Raw genomic sequence first — 24,938 nt, 5'->3', positions numbered from 1 at the left:
ATTGAATCGATTTTGAGTTTTCTGTGACCACGTCTACGTCTAGCGAAGGTGTTATCAGAAGCATATCGAGCTTGATAAACGTCATTGATGCTATTTCTTTTAAGCTCACGATAGATCGTACTAGGATGTCTTTTAATGAGTTCAGCAAATTTTCTGGCTGAAAAGCCTTCTTTTCTTGACTCAAGCATTAATGCAGTACGATCTTCAAAGTTAAGATGATGGTATGACAATTTTATATACTCCATAAACCCTTTAAATTAATTAGGTGGTTTATGTCGCACTTCAAGTTTTACTCTGCCATGTTTTGACTGTGATTGCCTCAAATCAGTGCAAATATATACGTCCTGTGGTTTATCCTGATATTTTAAAAATTGGCGTTCGGGTAGAAGAATTGCGTAATAGTGCCATGCGTATGCATTATTTAATCCACAGTGAAGCACAGCAAATGGTGGTGGCAGAGGCAGATGCGGTGATTGTATGTGTAGATCGCGTCAATATGCAAAAAACCTTAATCCCTGAAAATGTACGCGCGGGTATTCATAAAATAGAAAAAACCGTACCGCATATTCTTGATTAAATCTTAATAATCAGTTCATAATATGTCCGACTGTTATTTATATGTAGAGTAGTAGATTTTTTATTGACGCTTCGGTTTGATAAAAATAGAATGAATCTGCTTAATTTAATAACTGAATATAAAAAGCATAGTTTTTGGAGTAAGTATGATGCCTGATATTAGCAATTTGTCTGTAGAACAGTTAAAGCGTTTACAAGCTGAAGCGGAAGCATTAATTGCCACGAAAAAAGATCAAGCAATTGAAGATGCCTATAATCAAATTTTAGCGATTGCAGACAATTTGGGTTTAAGCATTGAGCAGATTTTGGAAGTTGGCGAAAGCAAGCGTAAGAAAAGCCCACGTAAAACTGTAGCGCCACGTTATCGTAGCAAAACCAATCCTACAGATACTTGGACGGGTCGTGGAAAAAAACCACGCTGGTTAGTCGCTGAATTAGAAAAAGGCGCAAAACTTGAAGATTTTCTAATCTAAGCTTCATCAATTTGTCATTGATTTGACTTAGAGTTCAAAAACCAAGCAATACGGCTTGGTTTTTTTATCTGTATCAATTGGCGACGCCGAAAAAGTGTGCATAATGTGTGAGTGTTATAAAAGTCATTCATAGAAAAATTAGTAAGGTTGGTCGTGGTGGCATGATAAAGAAACCCAAATACATCACGTGGTGGATTTTCGCCCTCATTGCATTTTTGTTTTTTGTGTTGTTACAAATTCCAGCAGCGTGGTTGATTTCAAAATTTTATAAAAATAATCAGACCTTACATAATGTGAGTGGTAATATTTGGAAAGGACAAGCTGATTGGCATAAAGGACAGTTACGTGGCTCTTTAAGTTGGAATACACGTCCTTTAGATTTAGTTTTATTACGTGTCGCTGCCGATGTTGAAGTGCATAGTGGCAATACTAAACTCGAAGGCATTGTTGGCTATCGTTTTGGTAGCGTCTTGGTGCAATCTTTGGATGGGCAAGTTGCGCCAGAAACCTTAAAAAGTATTGTGGACTGGCAGTGGCCAAGTAATGCGATTCAACTCAAAGATATTCATTTGAATTTTAAAAAACAACAAGGTTTTACCAAAAGCAAAGGACAGTTGCAGTGGGCGGGTGGCGAATTGCTGTATCGTTTTGCTCAGCGCCAAGACCGTATGAATATTCCTGCGTTAAAAGGCAGCTTGTCTGATGAAAATGGCAAACTGTTATTTGATATTCGCGATCAGCGTGAACAAAAAATGCTGAATATTGCGCTTGATCAAAGCTTGATGTTAGATGTACAACTTACGCAACGCTTATTAATGAATATCGCCTCTTATGAGGGTAAAGCGGGCTTAGATACCTATGTAATCAGTACTCGCCAACCTCTATTTAAAGGAGGTTTCTAATGCGTACACTCTCTGAACGATTGGAAAATTTGCACTGGAAGCAGTTTGATCGTGCTGCGCCTGTACTTTTAACTTTTTTGATTTTGTACCTGTGTTGGAAGCTGGCGAGTTTATTTTGGTGGGTTGTTGCGCCGCCCCAAGTCATGCAAATTGATCGGGTGGAGTTAGGTTCACAGCAACCACAAATCCCGAATACTTCATCCTTTGCATTGTTTCAAGAACTTGGGCGTAGCAACACTGCCGATGATCAATTAAACATGACCTTGCAAGGTGTGGTGGTTGGGCAACCGAGTCAGTTTTCTTCTGCGGTCATTAAAGTGAATGACGTGGCAGAGCGCTACCGTGTTGGCGATGTGATTGATTCGAGTCAGTACCAATTGGCAGAAGTTTATTGGGATCGGGTGGTTTTACGTCATAGCAGTGGCGCGACGCGTGAAGTATTGTTTAAGGGTATTGAAAATGGTTTAAATCAACCCATTGCACCTTTAATTTCAAGCGGTAACCAAGTGCCTGCAATGGCACCTACCCAGTCCGTACAACCGAATAACGCCATTGGACAGGCAGTGCAGCGTATACAGGAAGATCGCGAACAATATTTAAAAGAGATGGGTGTTGAGGCAAATACGGGCAATGGTTATGAAGTGACCACACGTACGCCAGCCGCTTTAAGAAATAAACTGGGTTTACAGCCAGGTGACCGTATTTTGTCTTTAAATGGACAAAACGTCGGGCAAGGGCAAAACGATGCGCAGTTATTAGAACAAGCGCGTCGTGAAGGTCAGGTGAAATTAGAAATAAAACGTGGTGATCAGGTGATGACCATACAACAAAATTTTTAAATGAATCGGCATGTTGAATAATGCAGAGGCATATTTAGGGTTAGGAAACACAGTAGATTATGGCTTTATTGAATCATGAGCGTCCATTTTGGGCATTACTGGCTGCTGCACCGCTTGTTGCAATGGTGAGTACTGCAAGTCATGCGCAAACCTGGAAAATTAATTTACGTGATGCGGACTTAACTGCATTTATTAATGAAGTGGCCGATATTACCGGCAAGAACTTTGCAGTCGATCCGCGTGTGCGTGGCAATGTCACGGTGATTTCCAACAAAGCCCTGAATAAAAATGAAGTCTATGACTTATTTCTAGGGGTGTTGAATGTGAATGGTGTGGTGGCTATTCCATCAGGAAATACCATTCGCCTTGTACCTGACAGCAATGTTAAAAGCTCAGGCATTCCTTATGACAGTCGTCAAAATGCGCGTGGTGATCAAATTGTAACGCGGGTGATATGGCTGGAAAATACCAATGCCAATGACCTGATTCCTGCTTTACGTCCGCTCATGCCACAATTTGCACACTTATCAGCGGTAGGGGGCACCAATGCCTTAATCGTGTCAGATCGTGCCAGTAACATTTATCAGTTAGAAAGCATTATCCGTAACCTAGATGGTACGGGGCAAAATGATATTGAGGCGATTAGTCTGCAATCCAGTCAAGCCGAAGAAGTGATTGGCTTGCTCGAGTCGATGAGTTCGACAGGGGCTGCGAAAGATATTAAAGGTTCGCGTGTACGCATTGTGGCAGACAATCGTACCAATCGTATTATCATCAAAGGCGATACCGCAACACGTAAACGTATTCGCCAAATGATTGAAATGATGGATGTGCCTGCTGCAGATCGTTTGGGTGGTTTAAAGGTTTTTCGCTTGAAGTATGCCAGTGCACAGAATTTAGCAGAAATATTGCAAGGTCTGGTTTCAGGGCAGGCGGTGAGCAGCAGCGCTAATGCTAATAGCAACAGTAGCAACAGCAGTTCTAGTAATTTAAGCAGCAACAATAACACCACAGGTAATTCATCGACCATTTCTACCCCAAGTATTAATTTAGGGGGCAGCTCGAATAGTAATAATCAGAACAACATCACGAGTTTTAATAGCAATGGTGTCAGTATTATTGCCGATGGTTCGCAAAATGCTTTGGTGGTCAAAGCCGATCCGCAGTTAATGCGTGAAATTGAATCGGCGATTCAACAGCTAGATACCCGTCGTCAACAAGTTTTGATTGAAGCTGCAATTATAGAAGTAGAGGGCACTGATGCTGATCAGCTCGGTGTACAATGGGCGCTGGGAGATTTAAGCAGCGGCATTGGCTTGATTAACTTTGACAATATCGGTGCAAGTTTAAAAAATGTTGCAGCAGGCTATTTGACTGGTGGTGCAGCGGGTGCGGGCAGTGCGATTGGTGCAGGTACATCTTTGGTTTTGGGGGATTATCGTGAAGGAAGCGATGGTTCCCGTAAACTCTATGGTGCGATGATTCAGGCTTTGAAAGAAAAAACCAAATCCAATTTATTGTCTACCCCTTCTATCGTGACTATGGATAATGAAGAAGCCTATATTGTGGTGGGTGAGAACGTTCCTTTTGTGACAGGGTCATTATCCACCAATGGTGGTGTGGCAAATCCTTATACCACCATTGAACGTAAAGATGTCGGGGTGACTTTAAAAGTGGTGCCACATATTGGTGAGGGTGGAACACTACGCTTGGAAGTTGAACAAGAAGTGTCGGATGTCAAAGCCAATAAAGGTCAGGCGCAGGATTTAGTCACCAGCAAACGCGCCATTAAAACTTCGATTTTGGCTGAACATGGGCAAACCATTGTCTTGGGTGGCTTGATTTCTGATAACTCGATTTATAGTCGTCAAGCTGTGCCAGGTTTGGGGGCTATTCCAGGCTTAGGGCGTTTATTCCGTTCCGATGGTCAATCTAATCAAAAACGTAATTTGTTAATTTTTATTCACCCAACGATTGTGGGAGATAGTCAGGACATCCGCCGTATTTCGCAGCAGCGTTATAGTCAATTGTACAGCCTTCAATTGGCGATGGATACCGATGGTAGCTTTGCTAAACTGCCTGAAAATGTGAATGACGTGTATCAACAACGCTTGCCTGTCTCTCGAGTTGCACCGCAAGCAGGAACTTATCAAACCTTGCCGTCAGCAGTGTCTGCAAACCGTACAGCAACGGTGGTGAGCAGCACCCCTGTTGCGATTGAGCCTGCGGTGCAGCGCCAAAACGTAGTTTTGCCACAGCAGGAAGTGAGCAAAACCAAAAATACAGTTACCACGACCACAATTCGCGCTACACCTTAATCGGATCCTGCACAGATTGTGGTTAAGGGCATGTTATGATGTCGCCAAATCACACGAGAGAAGTTATTTATGACTTGGAAAATACAAGCAATTAGCGGTGAATTTACTGGCCAAGAAATTAGTATCGACCGTGATATGTTGGTGGGGCGCCATCAAAGTGCAGATTTGGTGCTGCAATCGGCAGAAATTTCACGTAAACATGCGGCTTTTTTACTTAAAGAACAAGCGCTGTATGTGCAAGATTTAAATTCTTCGAACGGCTCTTTTGTTAATGATTTGCGTATTGCCGATGAAACCTTACTTAAAGAAGGTGATATCGTTCAATTTGCTAGCTTAAAATTTTCAGTACTTGCGCCTGCGGTTGAATTGGAGCATGCAGCTGATGTTGCTGAAACTGCAGATAAAGTCACAGCGCAAACAGAAAAAACACCTGCACAGCAAATGAATGAGCAGGGAATGCCTGAGTTGAATCAACGTGACAGTTCTGTGCAATTAAACCGAGATGGTATGCCGCAAGGTGTGGCAGTGCCGAAACCAGCGCCTAYTCCAGAAGGTGTAGATATTCATGCAGCTCAAGCAGAGCCAACACCTGTGCCTGTCGAGCAGCCTGTTTCTCGTGTGGAACTAGAGAAAGAACAGCAGAAAAATGCCTCTGTTGGCTTGATTTCACTAGTTGTCTTGGTGATTTTGGCAGTTTTGGCTTGGCTATTGTTTAAATAAGTAGCCTTTGCTTTACAATCAAGGCATGCGATCGCATGCCTTTGTTCATTTAGGGGGGAAGAATGTCTATTGCTCAGCTAGATACGCGTCAAGTCATTTTATTTGATTTAGATGGCACCTTGGTCGATTCTGCGACAGATTTATACCGCGCCATGAATATGAGTTTAAATGCGCTGCAACTGCCTTTGGTAACACTGGAACAAGTCCGAACGTGGGTGGGTAAGGGAACTGCGGTATTTTGTAATAGTGTTTTATCGCACTTAATGGGCGAAGTTCATCCTGAACAGCAACAACAGCTACTAAACACCTTCTTAGAAATTTATAATGCCGATCCGTGTATCGACACACAACCCTTCCCGGGCATTATTGAATTTTTGGATTGGGCAAAAGCACAACAAAAAACCTTAGTTTGTGTGACCAATAAGCCTGAACAACCAGCTCGTGCCATTGTGGAAGCATTAGAGATGCAACACTATTTTGCTGATGTGATTGGTGGAGATCGCTTTGAGGAGCGTAAACCACATCCACGTCAATTGCTACATTGTGTGGAACATTATCAAGTGGAAAAGTCTCAAGTCTTGATGATTGGTGATTCTTCTAATGATGTTGAAGCTGCGCGTCGAGCGGGGGTTGATTGTATTGTAGTCAGCTACGGCTATAATCATGGTGAACCGATTGCCAATTGTCAGCCGCAACAAATTGTAGATAGTTTAACTGAATTGTTAAATATTTAAGTGCTTAAAACTTCATGCTAATTGCTATAAAGGATATCAATATGAGTCAGGCTGTAATGCCCGTATTTCGATGGCGACGCTAGTCAATCTACAACCGTCCTTCACTTCGTCTTATCGAAAACATTGCTACATCGAAATATAGAGAGCTTTACATGACCACTCAGACTCAATTTGAACAACTTAAAGCAGCAGGCTATAACCTTATTCCTGTATATCGCCAGCGTTTGGCTGATACCGAAACTCCATTGTCGGTATTTGCACGTTTGAAGCAGCATCAACAAGCTTATTTGTTTGAGTCTGTAGAAGGGGGTGAAAACTGGGCACGTTATTCAATTATTGGTTTGGGTGAATCTACAGTTTTCTCTTGCAATGCGGGTGAGCTCACCATCCAGCATGCCGATGGTTCAATTGAAAAACAAACTTGTGCGCAGCCGTTTCAGTATATCCGCGATTTTCAGGCCCAGTTTAAAGTGCCTACGCAAACCGACTTGCCTGAATTGCCAAGTTTTACAGGCGGTTTGGTGGGCTATTTGGGTTACGATGCAGTACGTTATATCGAACCGCGTTTAAAAAATGTACCTGCAACAGATCCTGTCGGTTTGCCTGATATTTGGATGATGTTGTCTAAAACGGTTATCGTGTTTGATAACTTAAAAGATACTTTGTTCTTAATTGTACATGCCGATGCAATGCAGGCAGATGCTTATGCTCAGGCGCAGCAGCAACTCGATGTACTAGAAGAAATTTTAGCAACCCCGATTAGTCTAAAAGCAGAAAAACATACGCCACCACATTTTGACTCGCTCACAGGCAAAGAAAAGTTCTTGGCGACCATTGATGTCGTCAAGGAATACATTCGTGCGGGCGATGTCATGCAAGTGGTGCCTGGACATCGTATGGTGTCAGATTTCGATGGTGAGCCGTTGCAGGTTTATCGTGCTTTACGTCATCTAAACCCATCGCCGTACTTATTCTTGGTGCAAGGCAAAACTTTGGCTGACGACCAACCGTTTCATATTGTTGGTTCATCACCTGAAATTTTATCGCGTTTGGAAAACGGTATTGCCACTGTGCGTCCTTTAGCGGGTACACGCCCGCGAGGTAAAACTAAAGAAGAAGATTTGGCACTTGAGCAAGACTTATTATCGGATGAGAAAGAAATTGCTGAACATTTGATGCTGATTGACTTAGGACGTAATGATGTCGGACGTATCGCCAAGATTGGTAAAGTACAAGTAACTGATCAAATGGTGATCGAGCGTTATTCGCATGTCATGCATATTGTTTCAAACGTGCAAGGTGAGGTACGCGATGATGTTGATGCTTTGGATGTTTTTCAGGCAACCTTTCCTGCGGGGACGCTTTCGGGTGCACCAAAAATTCGTGCCATGGAAATTATTGATGAAGTTGAGCCTGTAAAACGTGGTGTTTTTGGTGGCGCTGTCGGCTATTTAGGTTGGCATGGTGAAATGGATATGTCGATTGCGATTCGTACCTGTGTTATACGTCACAATAAGGTCTATGTTCAGGCAGGTGCAGGTCTAGTTGCGGACTCAAACCCTGAGTCTGAATGGAATGAAACCCTAATAAAAGCTCGCGCAGTGATCAAAGCGGTTGAATTATCATCAAATGGGTTGATTTTATGAGTTTTTAGCGTTTTTTTTAAAAAAAACACTTGCACGGATTTCAAGTTTTGCTAAACTGCACACCGTTCCGATGCGAAACGTACGAAACACTAAGAAACGCCGGCATAGCTCAGTTGGTAGAGCAACTGACTTGTAATCAGTAGGTCCACAGTTCGAATCCGTGTGCCGGCACCATCTTAGAGAGTTTGTGTTGTTGAGTAAAGAACGAACACTGAGTAAGTGTGAAAATGGTGGGATTCCCGAGCGGTCAAAGGGAGCAGACTGTAACTCTGCCGCGTAAGCTTCGAAGGTTCGAATCCTTCTCCCACCACCATTAACTTCGATAGAAGTGGTAATTACCAACATAGATGCGGGAGTAGCTCAGTTGGTAGAGCGGCAGCCTTCCAAGCTGCATGTCGCGAGTTCGATCCTCGTCTCCCGCTCCATCGAAGGATTTATCGCTCTTATAGCTCAGTGGTAGAGCACTCCCTTGGTAAGGGAGAGGTCTCGAGTTCAAATCTCGATAAGAGCTCCAGATACAGTTTAGCGATTATTCGCACAAATTTTTCCAAAAAGCAGGCTTATTAGTCTGCTTTTCAAGTATTAGGTGTCTAGTTTTTTAGGCGATATGTCGGGGCAGAGTTTTACTCAGCATTGTGTTCGACGTAAACGAGGAAGATGAACATGGCTAAGGCTAAGTTTGAACGTAATAAGCCACACGTTAACGTGGGCACAATCGGTCACGTTGACCATGGTAAAACAACTTTAACAKCTGCGATTGCAACTGTATGTGCAAAAAAATTCGGTGGTGAAGCGAAAGACTACGCTGCAATTGACTCTGCACCAGAAGAAAAAGCACGTGGTATTACAATTAATACTTCTCACGTAGAATACGACTCTCCAACTCGTCACTACGCGCACGTAGACTGCCCGGGCCACGCCGATTATGTTAAAAACATGATTACTGGTGCTGCTCAGATGGACGGCGCGATCCTTGTATGTGCTGCGACTGACGGTCCAATGCCACAAACTCGTGAACACATCCTTCTTTCTCGTCAGGTAGGTGTACCTTACATCATCGTATTCTTAAACAAATGCGACCTTGTAGACGACGAAGAACTTCTTGAACTAGTTGAAATGGAAGTTCGTGAACTTCTTTCTACTTACGACTTCCCAGGTGATGACACTCCAGTTATCCGTGGTTCAGCTCTTCTTGCGCTTAACGGTGACGCTGGTCAATATGGTGAAGCTGCAGTTGAAGCTCTTGTTGAAGCGCTTGACACTTACATCCCAGAGCCAGTACGTGCAATTGACCAAGCATTCTTAATGCCAATCGAAGACGTATTCTCTATTTCTGGTCGTGGTACAGTAGTAACTGGCCGTGTAGAAACTGGTATCGTGAAAGTAGGCGAAGAAGTTGAAATCGTAGGTATCAAAGACACAGTTAAAACAACTGTAACTGGCGTAGAAATGTTCCGTAAACTTCTAGACGAAGGTCGTGCGGGCGAGAACTGTGGTGTTCTTTTACGTGGTACTAAGCGTGAAGACGTACAACGTGGTCAAGTACTTGCTAAACCAGGTACAATCAAGCCACACACTAAATTCGATGCGGAAGTATACGTACTTTCTAAAGAAGAAGGTGGTCGTCACACTCCATTCCTTAACGGTTACCGTCCACAATTCTATTTCCGTACAACTGACGTAACTGGTGCAATCCAGTTGAAAGAAGGCGTTGAAATGGTAATGCCAGGTGACAACGTTGAAATGTCAGTAGAATTAATCCACCCAATCGCAATGGACGCTGGTTTACGCTTCGCGATCCGTGAAGGTGGTCGTACTGTAGGTGCAGGTGTTGTTGCTAAAGTAACAGCATAATTATAGAATGTGTTGAACAGGTCGAGAGCTTTGGCTCTCGTTCTGTTTTGTAGGTCAGTAGTTCAATTGGTAGAGCGTCGGTCTCCAAAACCGAATGTTGGGGGTTCGAGTCCCTCCTGGCCTGCCACTTTTTTTAAAAAAGCTTGATGTCGGCTAATCTAGTCATATAATAAGTCGCGAATTCTACGACGAGTACAAAAATGTCGAATGATAAATCGCGTGACGCATTAAGCGACGCGCCAATCCCTCAAAGAAATAATTCTGCTGAAGTTGTTCAATCGAGTTCTCCATTAGACTATGTGTTATGGGGTATCGCTTTGATTTTATTCATCGCTTCGATGATGGTGAATCAGCATCTTCCTGCATATTGGACACCAGCCAATGATATTTGGGTGCGTGTTGGGGTAATTTTGGCTTGTATCGTTGTGGCTTTAGGTTTATTATACGCCACCCATCAAGGCAAAGGCTTTGTTCGTTTGCTTAAAGATTCACGTATTGAATTGCGTCGAGTCACTTGGCCTACTAAACAGGAAACTGTAACAACGTCATGGCATGTATTGATTGTTGTTGTAGTCACTTCAATTGTATTGTGGTGTTTTGACTATTTGTTAGGCTGGGCAATCAAGTTAATTATCGGGTAAAAGAGCTATGAAACGTTGGTACATTATTCATGCCTACTCAGGTTATGAAAAACAAGTGATGCGTTCGCTTAATGATCGAATCCAGCGTAGCGCTGTTGCCGATAGCTTTGGTGAAGTCCTTGTTCCTACCGAAGAAGTGGTAGAGATGAAGGATGGTAAGAAACGTAAGTCAGAGCGTAAGTTCTTTCCAGGCTATGTATTGGTTGAAATGGAAATGAACGATGAAACTTGGCACATTGTTAAAGAATGTCCAAAAGTTTTAGGTTTTATTGGTGGTACAGCTGAAAAGCCTGCCCCAATTACGCAAAAAGAAGCTGATGCGATTCTTGCACGTGTACGCAATACTGGTGAAGCACCTCGTCCGAAGACGATGTTTGAGCCAGGCGAAGAATTACTTGTGATTGATGGTCCATTCACCGACTTTAAAGGCGTGGTGGAAGAAGTTCAATACGAGAAGTCACGTTTAACGTTGACAATTAATGTATTTAATCGACCTACTCAGGTTGAGCTGGAATTTCGTCAAGTCGAAAAATCAGTTTAAGTTTGAGTGGTTGGAAAACGCCCGATTTATGATGAATCGGGCATTGTTGTTGTAACGGTATCGTTACTTAAAATATTGGGGAGCCTAGCGGCGTTTGTACCCAGAGGTAATTTGAAATGGCTAAGAAGATTGACGGCTATATCAAGCTGCAAGTTCCAGCTGGTAAAGCGAATCCATCTCCACCGATTGGTCCTGCATTAGGTCAACGTGGTGTTAACATCATGGCATTCTGTAAAGAATTCAATGCTGCAACACAAAAAGTTGAACCAGGTTTGCCAATTCCTGTAGTGATCACTGTGTACAACGACAAGTCGTTCACATTCATCATGAAAACTCCTCCTGCTGCAATTCTTCTTAAGAAAGCTGCAGGCATTCAAAAGGGTTCAGCTGTGCCTAACAAAAACAAAGTTGGTAAGTTGACTCGTGCTCAATTAGAAGAGATTGCGACTACTAAAGAACCAGATTTAACTGGTGCTGATTTAGAAGCACGTGTGCGTACCATTGCTGGTTCTGCACGTTCTATGGGCTTGGATGTGGAGCTATAAGACATGGCAAAGTTAACTAAACGTCAAAAAGCCATTGCTGCTGCTGTAGAAGCAAACAAAGTTTACACTTTGGAAGAGGCAGTTGAAGTTCTAAACAACCTTCCTGCTGCTAAATTCAAAGAATCTTTGGATGTTGCGGTAAACCTGGGTGTTGACCCACGTAAATCTGATCAGGTTGTTCGTGGTGCGACTACACTTCCTGCAGGTACCGGTAAAACTGTACGTGTAGCTGTTTTCGCTCAAGGTGCTGCTGCAGAAGCTGCTAAAGCTGAAGGCGCAGACGTAGTTGGTTTCGATGACTTAGCTGAAAGCATTCAAGCGGGTAACCTTGACTTTGACGTTGTGATTGCAGCTCCAGATGCAATGCGCGTTGTAGGTAAGTTGGGTACGATTCTTGGTCCACGTGGCTTAATGCCAAACCCTAAAGTGGGTACTGTAACTCCTGACGTTGCGACTGCAGTTAAAAATGCAAAAGCAGGTCAAGCGCGTTACCGTGTAGACAAAGCGGGTATTATCCACGCTGCGATTGGTCAAGTTGGCTTTACTGCTGAAGCAGTTCGTTCAAACGTTGAAACCTTAGTTGCTGACTTGAAAAAGTTAAAACCTGCAACTTCTAAAGGTGTATACATCAAAAAGATCACTTTGAGCTCTACTATGGGTCCTGGTCTTGTTATTGATGTACAAAACGTTTCTAACTAAGTCTGACTTAGAAAGAATTTTAAAGTCCTGAAAATCACCCTCTTCTATTAGGAGAGGACTAGGGAGAGGTGAAATATCTTCATCCCAACCTTCTCCCATAGGGGGAAGGGGTTTTCAGGCGGACTTTGAATTGGTAAATGAGAATTTATCAGCGTCAAAGACCTCAGGCGAAAGTGGTTTTATGCTGCTTTCTTAATATCCTAGCCTGGGTAGACGCGGTGGTGTGATTTATTCATCCTCCGCGTGTAAATTCAGTTTTGAATTTACGAATTGGGAGTGTACTTCGTGTAAGTACATAAATCACCGTTAGGAGGTTTTACAATGGCTCTTCTTATCGAAGACAAAAAACAGATCGTAGCAGAAGTAAACGAAGTTGCTTCTAAAGCGTTCTCAGCTGTTGTTGCTGACTATCAGGGTTTAAGCGTTGAGCAATTAACGGCTCTACGTGTTGAAGCGCGTAAATTAGGTGTTACTACACGTGTTGTACGTAATACTTTGGCAAAACGTGCTCTTCAAGATACGCAATTCACGATCTTGAACGACAACCTTGTTGGCCCAACAATTTTAGCTTTCTCAACTTCTGAAGACGACATGGGTGCAGCTGCACGCTTGTTCGAAGAATTCGCTAAAACAAACAAAGCATTTGAGCTTAAAGCTGCTGCATTTGACGGCAAACTTTATCAAGGTGCTGAAGTTAGCGTAATTGCGAATCTTCCGAACCAAGAAAAAGCGCTTACTATGCTTGCAAACGTTCTTCAAGCTCCTATTTCGAAATTGGGTCGCCTTATTACTGCGCTCAAAGAGAAAAACGAGTCAGAAGCTGCATAAGCTTAAATTTATTTCCACACCATTCAATTTCCATTTGGAGTTATTCTCATGGCTTTAACTAACGAAGAAATCTTAAACGCAGTTGCTGAAAAAACTGTTCTTGAACTTGTTGAACTTATCTCTGCTTTTGAAGAGAAATTCAATGTATCAGCTGCTGCTGTTGCTGTTGCTGCTGCTCCAGGCGCTGGCGCTGCTGCTGCAGAAGAGCAATCTGAATTCAACGTTGAGTTGACTTCTTTCGGTGCGAACAAAGTTGCTGTAATTAAAGCAGTTCGTGAAGCTACTGGCCTTGGTCTTAAAGAAGCTAAAGACATCGTTGAAGGCGCTCCTTCAGTGATCAAAGAAGCTGTTTCTAAAGAAGAAGGTGAAGAGCTTAAGAAGAAACTTGAAGAAGCTGGTGCTACAGTTACTCTTAAGTAATTTCTTAAGGGAGTCGATTTTTTATAATCGGCTCCAAAAATTGGCTGATGGCTCTTGGGTCATCAGCCTTTTTGCGTTACAATTATCGGCTCGATTTTTGTTTGAATGATGGAAAAACCATCAAAAACAATATAAATCAAAAAAATCAAACGCTTACCAATATTTTTCCACATTTAAAAATATTGTTAAGCGTTTTAATACCACTAAAAATTGCAGCATTTGTAAAGAGTGGTGGCCATATCGGCCTGCGTAATTCCTTCTAAACTCGTTCTGCAGGCGGGTTTAGTTTACTTTCCGAGGACTCCAGATGGCATACTCATATACCGAAAAGAAACGGATCCGTAAGAATTTTGGTAAATTGCCCCAAGTGATGGATGCACCGTACTTGCTTTCGATTCAAGTCGACTCGTACCGTACATTTCTACAAGATGGCAAAACTCCAAAAAGCCGCGAAGATATCGGTCTCCAAGCCGCATTTCGTTCAGTTTTTCCTATAGAAAGTTATTCTGGCAATGCTGCTTTAGAATTTGTTGAGTATAGTCTTGGTAAGCCTGAGTTTGATGTACGTGAGTGTATTCTTCGCGGCTCAACTTATGCGGCACCAATGCGCGTAAAAATTCGTTTGATCATTAAAGATCGTGAAACGAAATCAATCAAAGATGTGCGTGAGCAAGAAGTCTACATGGGCGAAATGCCATTGATGACGGATAACGGTACCTTTGTGATTAACGGTACTGAGCGTGTAATTGTTTCTCAATTGCACCGTTCACCAGGCGTGTTCTTTGACCACGATAAAGGTAAAACCCACTCGAGCGGTAAAGTGTTGTATTCAGCACGCATTATTCCTTACCGTGGTTCATGGTTAGACTTTGAATTCGATGCCAAAGATCTTGTTTATGTGCGTATTGACCGTCGTCGTAAATTGCTTGCGACTGTAGTATTGCGTGCATTGGGCTATAGCAATGAACAAATCCTAGACTTGTTCTTTGAGAAAGTACCTGTCTATTTAGACATGGGTAGCTACCAAATTGACCTTGTACCAGAACGCTTGCGTGGCGAAATGGCGCAATTTGACATTACTGATGCTGACGGCAAAGTGATTGTTGAGCAAGGTAAACGTATTAATGCGCGTCACGTACGTCAAATGGAAGCAGCAGGCTTAACGAAGCTTTCTGTACCAGATGAGTACTTATATGAACGTATCACTGCTGAAGACATTACTTTACGTGATGGCGATGTGATTGCTGCAAACACCTTGTTAAGCCATGAAATCATGGTGAAACTTGCAGAAGGTGGTGTAAAGCAGTTCAACATTCTGTTCACAAACGACATTGATCGTGGTTCATTCGTTGCTGACACCTTGCGTGCAGATACGACTGTTGGTCGTGAAGATGCCTTGGTCGAAATCTATAAAGTAATGCGTCCAGGTGAGCCACCAACGAAAGAAGCAGCTGAAAATCTGTTTAATAACCTGTTCTTCTCTTCTGAGCGTTATGATTTATCGCCAGTTGGTCGTATGAAGTTTAACCGTCGTTTGGGTCGTCCTTACGAAGTGGGTACAGACCAGAAGTCACGTGAAGTCGAAGGTATTTTGTCCAACGAAGACATTACCGATGTACTTAAAACATTGATCGAAATTCGTAACGGTAAAGGTGAAGTCGACGATATCGACCACTTGGGTAACCGTCGCGTACGTTCAGTGGGCGAGATGACTGAAAACCAATTCCGTGTTGGTTTGGTACGTGTTGAACGTGCTGTAAAAGAGCGTTTGTCTCAGGCTGAAACTGATAACCTGTCTCCGCAAGATTTAATCAATGCGAAACCAGTGGCTGCTGCAATCAAAGAATTTTTTGGTTCAAGTCAGTTGTCTCAGTTCATGGACCAAAACAACCCGTTGTCTGAAATTACCCACAAGCGTCGTGTCTCTGCGCTTGGTCCAGGTGGTTTGACTCGTGAGCGTGCGGGCTTTGAAGTACGTGACGTACATCAAACTCATTATGGTCGTGTGTGTCCAATTGAGACGCCTGAGGGTCCAAACATTGGTTTGATCAACTCGCTGTCTGTTTATGCTAAATGTAACAATTTTGGCTTCTTGGAAACGCCATACCGTAAAGTGGTTGATGGTCGTGTAACTGATGACGTTGAGTATTTATCTGCAATTGAAGAAGTAGGTACTGTGATTGCACAGGCCGACTCTGCAGTAGATAAAGACGGCAACCTCTCTGAAGAGTTCGTTTCTGTACGTCACCAAGGTGAATTCGTTCGTATGCCTCCTGAAAAAGTGACGCATATGGACGTATCTGCACAACAGGTTGTATCTGTAGCAGCATCACTGATTCCGTTCCTTGAACACGATGACGCCAACCGTGCATTGATGGGTTCGAACATGCAACGTCAGGCTGTTCCGACGCTTATCGCTGATAAACCACTTGTGGGTACAGGAATGGAAGCGAATGTGGCACATGACTCAGGTGTATGTGTGATCGCAAATCGTGGTGGTCGTATTGAATATGTCGATGCTTCGCGTGTGGTCATTCGTGTGAACGAAGAAGAAATGATTGCGGGTGAAGCAGGTGTAGATATCTACAACCTGATCAAATACACACGTTCAAACCAAAACACTTGTATTAACCAAAAAGTTTTGGTGAAGATGGGTGATAAGGTGGGTCGTGGTGACGTATTGGCTGATGGTCCATCTACAGATGGCGGTGAGCTTGCACTCGGCCAGAACATGCGCGTCGCGTTCATGACTTGGAATGGTTATAACTACGAAGACTCGATCTTACTTTCTGAGCGTGTACTTCAAGAAGACCGTTTAACTTCGATTCACATTCAAGAGTTGTCATGTGTTGCACGTGATACCAAATTGGGTGCGGAAGAAATCACGGCGGATATTCCAAACGTGGGCGAAGCTGCGCTGTCTAAACTCGACGAGTCTGGTATCGTTTATATCGGTGCTGAAGTGACTGCAGGTGACATCCTGGTAGGTAAAGTTACGCCGAAGGGTGAAACGCAGTTAACCCCTGAAGAAAAATTGCTTCGCGCAATTTTCGGTGAAAAAGCAGCAGATGTGAAAGATTCATCATTGCGTGTTCCATCAGGCACTAAAGGTACTGTGATTGACGTTCAAGTCTTTACCCGTGATGGTTTAGAAAAAGACGAACGTGCGCAAGCGATTGAAAAAGCACAGCTCGATGCATATCGCAAAGACTTGAAAGAAGAATACAAAATCTTTGAAGAAGCAGCGCGTGAACGTATTATCCGCTTATTGAAAGGTCAAGAATCTAACGGTGGCGGTACAACTAAGCGTGGCGACAAACTTTCTGAAGATGTGTTGTCTGGTTTAGAGTTAGTTGATTTACTTGAAATCCAACCAAGTGATGAAGCAATTGCTGAGCGTTTAACTCAAATTCAAACTTTCTTGAAAGAGAAGAGCTCTGAAATTGATGAGAAATTCGCAGAGAAGAAACGTAAGCTTTCTACAGGCGATGAACTCACTACGGGCGTCTTGAAAGTTGTTAAAGTTTATCTTGCTGTTAAACGTCGCATCCAACCGGGTGACAAGATGGCGGGTCGTCATGGTAACAAAGGTGTAGTATCAAACATCTTACCTGTAGAAGACATGCCGCACGATGCTAATGGTGTACCAGTGGATATCGTATTGAACCCACTAGGCGTACCATCGCGTATGAACGTGGGTCAGATTCTTGAAACACACTTGGGTATGGCAGCCAAAGGTTTGGGTGAGCAAATTGATAAAATGCTCAAACAACAACGTGAAATTGCTGAACTACGTGAGTTCCTAGACAAGATTTATAACAAAGTTGGTGGCGAGCAAGAAGATCTTGACAGCTTAACTGATGATGAAATCTTGGTATTGGCTGGTAACTTACGTGCAGGTGTTCCATTGGCAACTCCTGTATTTGATGGTGCAGAAGAAGGTCAAATTAAAGAATTACTTGAACTGGCTGAATTACCACGTTCTGGTCAAACCGTGTTGTACGATGGTCGTACAGGCGAGAAATTCGACCGCCCAGTGACTGTGGGTTATATGTACATGCTCAAACTCAACCACTTGGTGGATGACAAGATGCACGCACGTTCTACAGGTTCTTACTCACTTGTAACGCAACAGCCGTTGGGTGGTAAGGCACAATTCGGTGGTCAGCGTTTCGGTGAGATGGAAGTCTGGGCACTTGAAGCATACGGTGCTGCATATACGCTTCAAGAAATGCTCACTGTGAAGTCGGATGACGTTGAAGGTCGTACCCGTATCTATAAGAACATTGTAGATGGTAACCATTATATGGACCCAGGTATGCCTGAATCGTTTAACGTATTGACCAAAGAGATCCGTTCTTTAGGTATCAACATTGAACTGAAAAATGGTGACTAAGCATCTCCATTAAATCTCCCTAAATCCCTCTTTATAAAAGAGGGACTTTTCCCCCTTTGAAAAAGGGGGATTAAGGGGGATTAAAACTCAGTTAAAAAACAATATTTGTGACCCAGTTGGGATGTGAAAACAGCCTCCCAGCACACGGAGAAAAAAATTGAAAGACTTGCTCGATATCATGCGCAAAAAGACGGATTCTGACGGTCATGCTCCAGTAGAGTTTGACCGCATCCGTATTGGTCTTGCGTCACCAGAAATGATTAAGTCATGGTCTCACGGTGAAGTTAAAAAGCCAGAAACCATTAACTATCGTACGTTTAAGCCTGAACGTGATGGTTTATTCTGTGCCAAAATTTTTGGTCCAGTAAAAGATTACGAATGCTTGTGTGGTAAATACAAGCGTATGAAATACAAAGGCGTCATTTGTGAAAAATGTGGCGTTGAAGTAACGACTGCAAAAGTTCGTCGTGAGCGGATGGGTCACATCGAACTAGCTTCTCCAGTTGCACACATTTGGTTCTTGAAATCATTACCAAGCCGTATTGGTTTATTACTTGATATGACTTTACGTGATATCGAGCGCGTATTGTATTTCGAATCTTATGTGGTGACTGACCCAGGTATGACGCCATTTGAGAAATATCAACTTCTCAATGACGAAGAATACTTCAATGCGCTAGAAGAGCATGGTGATGAATTCACTGCGAAAATGGGTGCTGAAGCAGTTCAAGACTTGTTAAAAGATATCGATCTTGAAGCTGAAATTGCTCGTTTACGTGAAGAAATTCCGCAAACAACTTCAGAAACTAAGCTGAAAAAAGCGTCCAAGCGTTTGAAGTTGATGGAAGCGTTCAAAGAGTCGAACAACAAGCCAGAATGGATGGTGATGAATGTACTGCCTGTACTTCCACCAGACCTTCGACCGTTGGTTCCACTTGAAGGTGGTCGTTTTGCGACTTCTGACTTGAACGATCTTTACCGTCGTGTGATTAACCGTAACAACCGTTTGAAGCGTCTTCTTGACCTTGCAGCGCCAGACATTATCGTACGTAATGAAAAACGTATGTTACAAGAGTCTGTTGATGCCTTGTTAGATAACGGTCGTCGTGGTCGTGCAATCACAGGTTCAAACAAACGTCCGCTTAAATCTTTGGCAGATATGATCAAAGGTAAGCAAGGTCGTTTCCGTCAAAACTTACTTGGTAAGCGTGTTGACTATTCAGGTCGTTCGGTGATTACCGTTGGTCCAAACCTACGTCTGCACCAATGTGGTCTTCCGAAGAAAATGGCACTTGAGTTATTCAAGCCATTCATCTTTGCGAAACTACAAGCTTCAGGTCAAGCAACCACTATTAAAGCTGCGAAGAAAATGGTTGAGCGCGAAACTCCAGAAGTTTGGGACGTACTAGCCTCTGTCATTCGTCAACACCCAGTGATGTTGAACCGTGCGCCAACGCTTCACCGTTTAGGTCTGCAAGCATTTGAACCGATCCTGATTGAAGGTAAAGCCATCCGTCTACACCCACTCGTTTGTGCTGCGTTCAACGCAGACTTCGACGGTGACCAAATGGCGGTACACGTTCCATTAACGCTTGAAGCACAATTAGAAGCACGTGCGTTAATGATGTCGACCAACAATATCTTGTCTCCTGCGAACGGTGAGCCAATCATCGTACCTTCTCAGGACGTGGTCTTGGGCTTGTATTACATCACACGTGATGCGGTAAATGCCAAAGGTGAAGGCATGGTGTTTGCGGATACGCACGAAGTAAACCGTGCACTTGCAACAGGTCAGGTAGATTTGCACGCTCGCGTAAAAGCACGTGTATACCAAACTGTAATCAATGAAAATGGTGAGCGTGAGCAACAAACGATTGTTGTAGACACGACACCGGGTCGTTGCTTGCTTTGGGAAGTCGTGCCTGAAGGTTTAAGCTTTGAGCAAATTAACCTGGAGATGAACAAAAAGAACATCTCTAAGTTAATCAACTCTTGCTACCGTAAATTGGGTCTAAAAGATACAGTTATCTTTGCCGACCAATTGATGTACTTGGGCTTCCGTCAAGCGACACGTTCAGGTGTTTCTGTGGGTATGGAAGACATGGTTATTCCACCACAAAAACAAGCAATTATCGAAAAAGCAGAAACTGAAGTTCGTGAAATTGAACAACAGTTCGAGCAAGGTTTCGTAACTGCGGGTGAGCGTTATAACAAAGTAGTCGATATTTGGGCACGTACCAACGACCAAGTTGCTAAAGCGATGATGGACAACTTGTCATTTACCACTGTGAAAAACAAACAGGGTGAAGACGAGAAGCAAAAATCATTCAACTCGATCTACATGATGTCGGATTCTGGTGCGCGTGGTAGTGCGGCACAGATTCGTCAGTTGGCGGGTATGCGTGGTTTGATGGCGAAACCAGATGGTTCGATCATTGAAACGCCAATTAAAGCGAACTTCCGTGAAGGTTTGACAGTACTTCAGTACTTCATTTCAACTCACGGTGCGCGTAAAGGTTTGGCCGATACTGCATTGAAAACAGCGAACTCAGGTTACTTGACACGTCGTTTGGTTGACGTTGCACAAGACTTAGTGATTACAGAGCCAGATTGCGGTACGTATGGTGGTTTAGTGATGACACCATTCATTCAAGGTGGTGATGTCATTGAAAACCTTGGTAGCCGTGTATTAGGTCGTGTAACTGCTGAAGATGTGAAGAAAGCAGGTTCAGACGAAGTAATCCTGCCACGTAATACACTGATTGATGAAAAACTTGCGAACTTCTTGGAAGAGCAAGGCGTTGATGAAGTGAAAGTACGTTCAGTCGTGTCATGTGAATCGAGCTTCGGTGTGTGTGCGAAATGTTATGGTCGTGACCTTGCACGTGGTCACTTGGTGAACCCAGGTGAATCTGTAGGTGTTATGGCTGCGCAATCGATTGGTGAGCCAGGTACTCAGTTAACCATGCGTACATTCCATGTGGGTGGTGCAGCAAGCCGAACTTCAGCAGCGAACAGCGTACAAGTGCGTAATAAAGGTACCGTACGTTTCCATAACGTAAAAACTGTACAACACGCTAAAGGTCACTTGGTCTCTGTTTCACGTTCAGGTGAAATTGGTATTGCCGATGAGTTAGGCCGTGAGCGTGAGCGTTATAAACTGCCATACGGTGCATCAATCTTGCTGAAAGATGGTGAAGCGGTAGAAGCTGGCGGTATTGTCGCGACTTGGGATCCACACACGCATCCACTTGTGACCGAAGTTGCAGGAAAAATCCGTTTCAGCCAGATTGCTGATGGCGTGACTGCAACCTCGAAAACAGATGATGCGACTGGTATGACCACAGTTGAAATCTTGCCAGTGACTTCACGTCCTGCGTCAGGTAAAGACTTACGTCCTGCAGTCGTATTAGACACTGTGGATGGTGGTGAACAATTCTACTTCTTGCCGCAAAACACGATTCTCTCTGTCCGTGATGGCGAAAGCATTGGTGTGGGTGACGTTATTGGTCGTGTTCCACAAGAATCTTCACGTACTCGTGATATTACTGGTGGTTTACCACGCGTTGCAGACTTGTTTGAAGCACGTAAACCAAAAGAGCATGCGATTCTTGCAGAAGTTTCAGGTATCGTGAGCTTTGGTAAAKAAACCAAAGGGWAGAACCGTTTAGTGATTACACCGGATGATGGCTCTGAGATTTATGAAGAACTGATTCCAAAATGGCGTACCATGAACGTGTTCGAAGGTGAACATGTGAACCGTGGTGAGACTGTTTCTGACGGTCCACAGAATCCACATGACATCTTACGCTTGAAAGGCGAAGTTGCGCTGACCAACTACATCGTGAACGAAGTTCAGGACGTTTACCGTTTGCAAGGTGTAAAAATCAACGATAAGCATATTGAAGTCATCGTACGTCAAATGTTGCGTAAAGTTGAGATCACTGATGGTGGCGATACGAGCTTCATCAAAGGCGAGCAAGTGGATTACATCCGAGTGGTACAAGAAAACCAAGCTGTACTTGCACAAAACAAGTTCCCAGCGAAGTTTGAACGTCAATTGATGGGTATTACCAAAGCATCGCTTTCAACAGACTCGTTCATTTCTGCTGCATCGTTCCAGGAAACAACACGTGTGTTAACTGAAGCGGCTGTAACAGGTAAAGAAGATGATTTACGTGGCTTGAAAGAGAACGTTGTTGTAGGTCGTTTGATTCCTGCAGGTACTGGTTTGGCGTACCACTTAGAGCGTCGTCGTCAAGAAGCTGAAGCTGCTGAATTGGCATTGGTAAATGATTTTTCTGATGTTGATCAAGCATTAAGCCAAGCATTTAGCGATGAATTCAACGATTTGTAATTCAAATTGAATACATGAATCTAAAAGACGCCTCTCGGGGCGTCTTTTTTATGTGTCACTTTAAATTCTGATTTTGCTTAAATAAAACTAGAATATTTCTTATAGTGGAATCAGAACAATTTAAAAATATGATGAAAAACTAGGGGATAACACATGAAATTTACAGGTATTGGATTGGGTCTGTCGGCAATGTTGATCATCTTGCCAATTCTTGCGGCACCAATACCGAATAGTATTGTGGTCAAAGATAAAGCTGTTGTGCCTGTATTGAAAACTGAAGTGACTCGTAAAGTTGCAGGTGAGCCACCTGCGCGTCATGTGGAATCGACAATTTTTGAAGTCAGTAATCAGGGGAAAGATATTGTAGCCAAAGAAGTGGTATTTGATGATGATCAAAGCCAGTTTTCAGAGAAACAGTTGAGCTTGCCAGTGATTCAAAAGGGCGGTGTGATTGTTCCTACTTCAAAAATTGAGCTGAATAAAACCCTAAAACAAGATGGACAGATTCTCTCAGAAGTTAAAAGTATTGATCCGGAAGGCATGGACTATAAGCCAGGACAAGCACCTATTCGCCGTACTTTGAAATTAGATCAGGTGAAAACACCTGAAACCAAAGAAACGATTTCTCATGCAGTTTTTACTGAAGATGGACAAACCACAAGAGATGTCGTGCTTTTGGAAGAAGATGGTGCTGAATCATCTATTCAGCCTTAAGTCTTTTACAGAAATACCTTCATCTTGCTGTGCTTGGTAACAGTTTTTTCAAAGTTGTTACCGCAATATGCACTAAGCTGAGTGCGAATAGACCGAGGGGGAGGAGTGATCACCATGAAAAAAGTATTGAGTGTAATGGCAATTGCCACAGTATCGACCATGCTTATGGCGGGTTGTGAAAGCATGAGTTCTAATGACCAACGTATTGGTGCTGCAGCATTAGGCGGTGCCGTTGGTGGCGCAGCGGGTAACAGCGTAGGTGGTAGTGTTGGTGCAGCAGCCGGCGCAGGTGCAGGTGCGGCAGTTGGAAGTAAAACCCAAGATGGTTCTAACCGTAACGCAACCTATAGTGGAATTGGCGGTGCGATTGGTTCAATTTTAGGTAAAGAAGTGATAGGTGGTAATGCAGGCGCTGCAATCGGTGGTGCTGTTGGTGGTGGTGCTGGTGCAGCCATCGAGCAAAAGCGTTAATCTTAATACGAACAGCCACGCCATCCTACTGAAGTACTTATATTTCAGTACATCCAACGCAGAATCTTATGATTCTGCGTTTTTTTATGCGCAAGCTGAAAAATTAATGCGTTTGGATAAATTGATTGACTGCTTGAGTATAAGCATTATTTTGTCCCAATGACTTGTTGATTTCAGCATGTGAAAGTCGGACAGGCAATAACTGGGTTTGAGTTCCGAATTTCTGTGCTTGTTGAATAAATTGTCGAGCTTGAGTACAGGGTTGATCTGCACGGATGGTTGAACACACCGCGAGAAATGCAGGTAAAGCTTGATGTAGCTGAGCTATCGGAGAAAGGGCTTTCCAGTTGGAAGGTTGATCACCAAAGGCTTGATCATAAAAACGTGCATGACGTGTTTGCATTATCTTTTCTATATCATAAGCCGCGCTATCTAGAGCAACTGTAGCACGCCAAGGCTGTGGATGGGGTGCCAGCCAATGGGGGCGAACGGTTAATAGACTGACCAGGTGTGCGCCCGCAGAATGTCCCATCAGCACCAAGCGTTTTGAGTCAGCATGCCAATGCGGTGCCTGATTTTGAATATAAATAAGCGCTTGGGCGATATCCTGAGTTTGCTGCTGTACGGTTACATCCGGAACTAATCTATAGTTGATAGACACAAAAATCCAGTTTTGCTTGGTCCAGTAACTCAGCTTATTTTTGACCACAGCAGCATGATTTTTATCACCTATTTTCCAAGCACCGCCATGGACCATCATCATGAGCGGGGCTGGTGTTTGATCTGTGAGTACTTTGGCAGGGAAATAGACATCCATCACTTGTTGAGGATGAGATCCAAAAGCCACATTTTTCAAAGTCTGCACTTTGGTAAATGTATTCGGCTCCAGAGCATGGAGGGATGTCGATGAATAGAAACAAAGTAGGGAAAAGATTGGCACAAGATTTTTTTTCATTTTAATAATCTAGGACTTACGCATTGACGGATTCAAAAAAGTATTAAAATACTTTATAAAGTATCTGTGATCAGACGAATTAAACATGCTTCTACAGCAACTTGTACATTACCCATTTATATGGGCTTTCTCATGACAGAACCGAACTCTATTAGCTGCACACAACTTGCCGAGACTTATAATATCTCGCATGATAGTGTAAATCGCTTTCTAGAGCGTGAAGACTACACACCTCACGACCTATATCAAGAATCAATTCAACATATTGATAATAATAAACTTATAGTCAGTATTGATGATACTGTTTTA

20 protein-coding genes, 5 tRNA genes and 2 pseudogenes are annotated in these 24,938 nt (G+C 43.2%); 25 read left to right on the top strand and 2 right to left on the bottom strand.

Going from position 1 to position 24,938, the window contains the following annotated elements; genetic code table 11:
- The coding region (locus BJN41_RS14905) for a helix-turn-helix domain-containing protein (RefSeq protein WP_230400577.1) at positions 1-188 on the bottom strand (188 nt) is incomplete at its 3' end.
- Between the two features lie 113 nt (positions 189-301).
- Here BJN41_RS14905 and BJN41_RS12150 point away from each other — a divergent pair.
- The 24 genes and pseudogenes from BJN41_RS12150 to BJN41_RS12035 all read left to right on the top strand — a co-directional run.
- A pseudogene (locus BJN41_RS12150) lies at positions 302-577 on the top strand (acyl-CoA thioesterase); the annotation flags it as partial.
- A gap of 145 nt (positions 578-722) precedes the next feature.
- Entirely contained in the window at positions 723-1,049 is a 327-nt protein-coding gene (locus BJN41_RS12145) for an H-NS family nucleoid-associated regulatory protein (RefSeq protein WP_070155499.1), read from the top strand.
- 161 nt (positions 1,050-1,210) lie between these two features.
- Entirely contained in the window at positions 1,211-1,951 is a 741-nt protein-coding gene (gene gspN / locus BJN41_RS12140) for a type II secretion system protein N (RefSeq protein ID WP_070155497.1), read from the top strand.
- Positions 1,951-2,790 (top strand): type II secretion system protein N, encoded by an 840-nt coding sequence (locus BJN41_RS12135; RefSeq protein ID WP_070155495.1) that lies wholly within the window; start codon positions 1,951-1,953, stop codon positions 2,788-2,790. Before gspN ends, BJN41_RS12135 begins: the two co-directional genes overlap by 1 nt.
- A gap of 59 nt (positions 2,791-2,849) precedes the next feature.
- Positions 2,850-5,108 carry a type II secretion system secretin GspD gene (gene gspD, locus BJN41_RS12130; protein ID WP_070155493.1) on the top strand — a complete coding sequence of 753 codons (2,259 nt, stop codon included), beginning with the start codon at positions 2,850-2,852 and terminating at the stop codon, positions 5,106-5,108.
- A gap of 69 nt (positions 5,109-5,177) precedes the next feature.
- Positions 5,178-5,828, top strand: coding sequence for an FHA domain-containing protein (locus BJN41_RS12125; protein ID WP_070155491.1), 651 nt, complete (start codon positions 5,178-5,180; stop codon positions 5,826-5,828).
- Positions 5,829-5,890: 62 nt separating this feature from the next.
- Complete coding sequence (locus BJN41_RS12120) at positions 5,891-6,562, top strand: phosphoglycolate phosphatase (protein ID WP_070155489.1); 672 nt, start codon at positions 5,891-5,893, stop codon at positions 6,560-6,562.
- A 152-nt stretch (positions 6,563-6,714) separates the two neighbouring features.
- Positions 6,715-8,208, top strand: coding sequence for an anthranilate synthase component I (gene trpE / locus BJN41_RS12115; protein WP_070155487.1), 1,494 nt, complete (start codon positions 6,715-6,717; stop codon positions 8,206-8,208).
- Positions 8,209-8,306: 98 nt separating this feature from the next.
- Positions 8,307-8,382 (top strand) — tRNA-Thr (locus tag BJN41_RS12110).
- Positions 8,383-8,437: 55 nt separating this feature from the next.
- Positions 8,438-8,521, top strand: a tRNA-Tyr gene (locus BJN41_RS12105).
- A 36-nt stretch (positions 8,522-8,557) separates the two neighbouring features.
- Positions 8,558-8,633: transfer RNA gene (locus tag BJN41_RS12100), tRNA-Gly, on the top strand.
- A gap of 14 nt (positions 8,634-8,647) precedes the next feature.
- Positions 8,648-8,722 (top strand) — tRNA-Thr (locus tag BJN41_RS12095).
- Between the two features lie 149 nt (positions 8,723-8,871).
- Positions 8,872-10,062: an elongation factor Tu gene (gene tuf / locus BJN41_RS12090; RefSeq protein ID WP_070155483.1), complete on the top strand. Its 1,191-nt coding sequence runs from the start codon at positions 8,872-8,874 to the stop codon at positions 10,060-10,062.
- 51 nt (positions 10,063-10,113) lie between these two features.
- A tRNA-Trp gene (locus BJN41_RS12085) sits at positions 10,114-10,189 on the top strand.
- 73 nt (positions 10,190-10,262) lie between these two features.
- Positions 10,263-10,703, top strand: a complete 441-nt coding sequence (gene secE, locus BJN41_RS12080; protein WP_070155481.1) for a preprotein translocase subunit SecE — start codon at positions 10,263-10,265, stop codon at positions 10,701-10,703.
- A gap of 7 nt (positions 10,704-10,710) precedes the next feature.
- On the top strand, positions 10,711-11,244 hold the full coding sequence (nusG, locus tag BJN41_RS12075) for a transcription termination/antitermination protein NusG (protein ID WP_004975770.1): 534 nt from the start codon (positions 10,711-10,713) through the stop codon (positions 11,242-11,244).
- Between the two features lie 116 nt (positions 11,245-11,360).
- Entirely contained in the window at positions 11,361-11,789 is a 429-nt protein-coding gene (rplK, locus tag BJN41_RS12070) for a 50S ribosomal protein L11 (protein WP_004975771.1), read from the top strand.
- A gap of 3 nt (positions 11,790-11,792) precedes the next feature.
- On the top strand, positions 11,793-12,488 hold the full coding sequence (rplA, locus tag BJN41_RS12065; protein ID WP_004975774.1) for a 50S ribosomal protein L1: 696 nt from the start codon (positions 11,793-11,795) through the stop codon (positions 12,486-12,488).
- A gap of 321 nt (positions 12,489-12,809) precedes the next feature.
- Positions 12,810-13,316 (top strand): 50S ribosomal protein L10, encoded by a 507-nt coding sequence (rplJ, locus tag BJN41_RS12060; protein WP_019836123.1) that lies wholly within the window; start codon positions 12,810-12,812, stop codon positions 13,314-13,316.
- Positions 13,317-13,364: 48 nt separating this feature from the next.
- Positions 13,365-13,736 carry a 50S ribosomal protein L7/L12 gene (rplL, locus tag BJN41_RS12055; protein WP_004975779.1) on the top strand — a complete coding sequence of 124 codons (372 nt, stop codon included), beginning with the start codon at positions 13,365-13,367 and terminating at the stop codon, positions 13,734-13,736.
- A gap of 307 nt (positions 13,737-14,043) precedes the next feature.
- Positions 14,044-18,132, top strand: a complete 4,089-nt coding sequence (rpoB, locus tag BJN41_RS12050; protein WP_019836121.1) for a DNA-directed RNA polymerase subunit beta — start codon at positions 14,044-14,046, stop codon at positions 18,130-18,132.
- Positions 18,133-18,289: 157 nt separating this feature from the next.
- A complete protein-coding gene (gene rpoC, locus BJN41_RS12045; protein WP_070155479.1) occupies positions 18,290-22,489 on the top strand; it encodes a DNA-directed RNA polymerase subunit beta' in 4,200 nt (1,399 codons plus the stop codon).
- Positions 22,490-22,642: 153 nt separating this feature from the next.
- On the top strand, positions 22,643-23,203 hold the full coding sequence (locus BJN41_RS12040) for a hypothetical protein (protein WP_070155477.1): 561 nt from the start codon (positions 22,643-22,645) through the stop codon (positions 23,201-23,203).
- 114 nt (positions 23,204-23,317) lie between these two features.
- Positions 23,318-23,674, top strand: coding sequence for a hypothetical protein (locus tag BJN41_RS12035; RefSeq protein WP_019836118.1), 357 nt, complete (start codon positions 23,318-23,320; stop codon positions 23,672-23,674).
- A 103-nt stretch (positions 23,675-23,777) separates the two neighbouring features.
- On the opposite strand, the gene BJN41_RS12030 is transcribed toward BJN41_RS12035, so the two are convergent.
- The gene (locus BJN41_RS12030; protein WP_227515238.1) at positions 23,778-24,521 is read right to left on the bottom strand and encodes an alpha/beta hydrolase; all 744 of its coding nucleotides are present in this window, start codon (positions 24,519-24,521) and stop codon (positions 23,778-23,780) included.
- 174 nt (positions 24,522-24,695) lie between these two features.
- Between BJN41_RS12030 and BJN41_RS12025 the strand changes: the two are divergent.
- Positions 24,696-24,938 (top strand): annotated as a pseudogene (locus BJN41_RS12025) (IS701 family transposase); the annotation flags it as partial.

It is taken from the genome of Acinetobacter towneri (assembly GCF_001758345.1).
In the GTDB taxonomy this organism is placed as follows: Bacteria; Pseudomonadota; Gammaproteobacteria; order Pseudomonadales; family Moraxellaceae; genus Acinetobacter; species Acinetobacter towneri_A.
The sequence above is the reverse complement of the archived record's forward strand: the minus strand, read 5'-3'. Positions and strand labels throughout refer to the sequence as shown.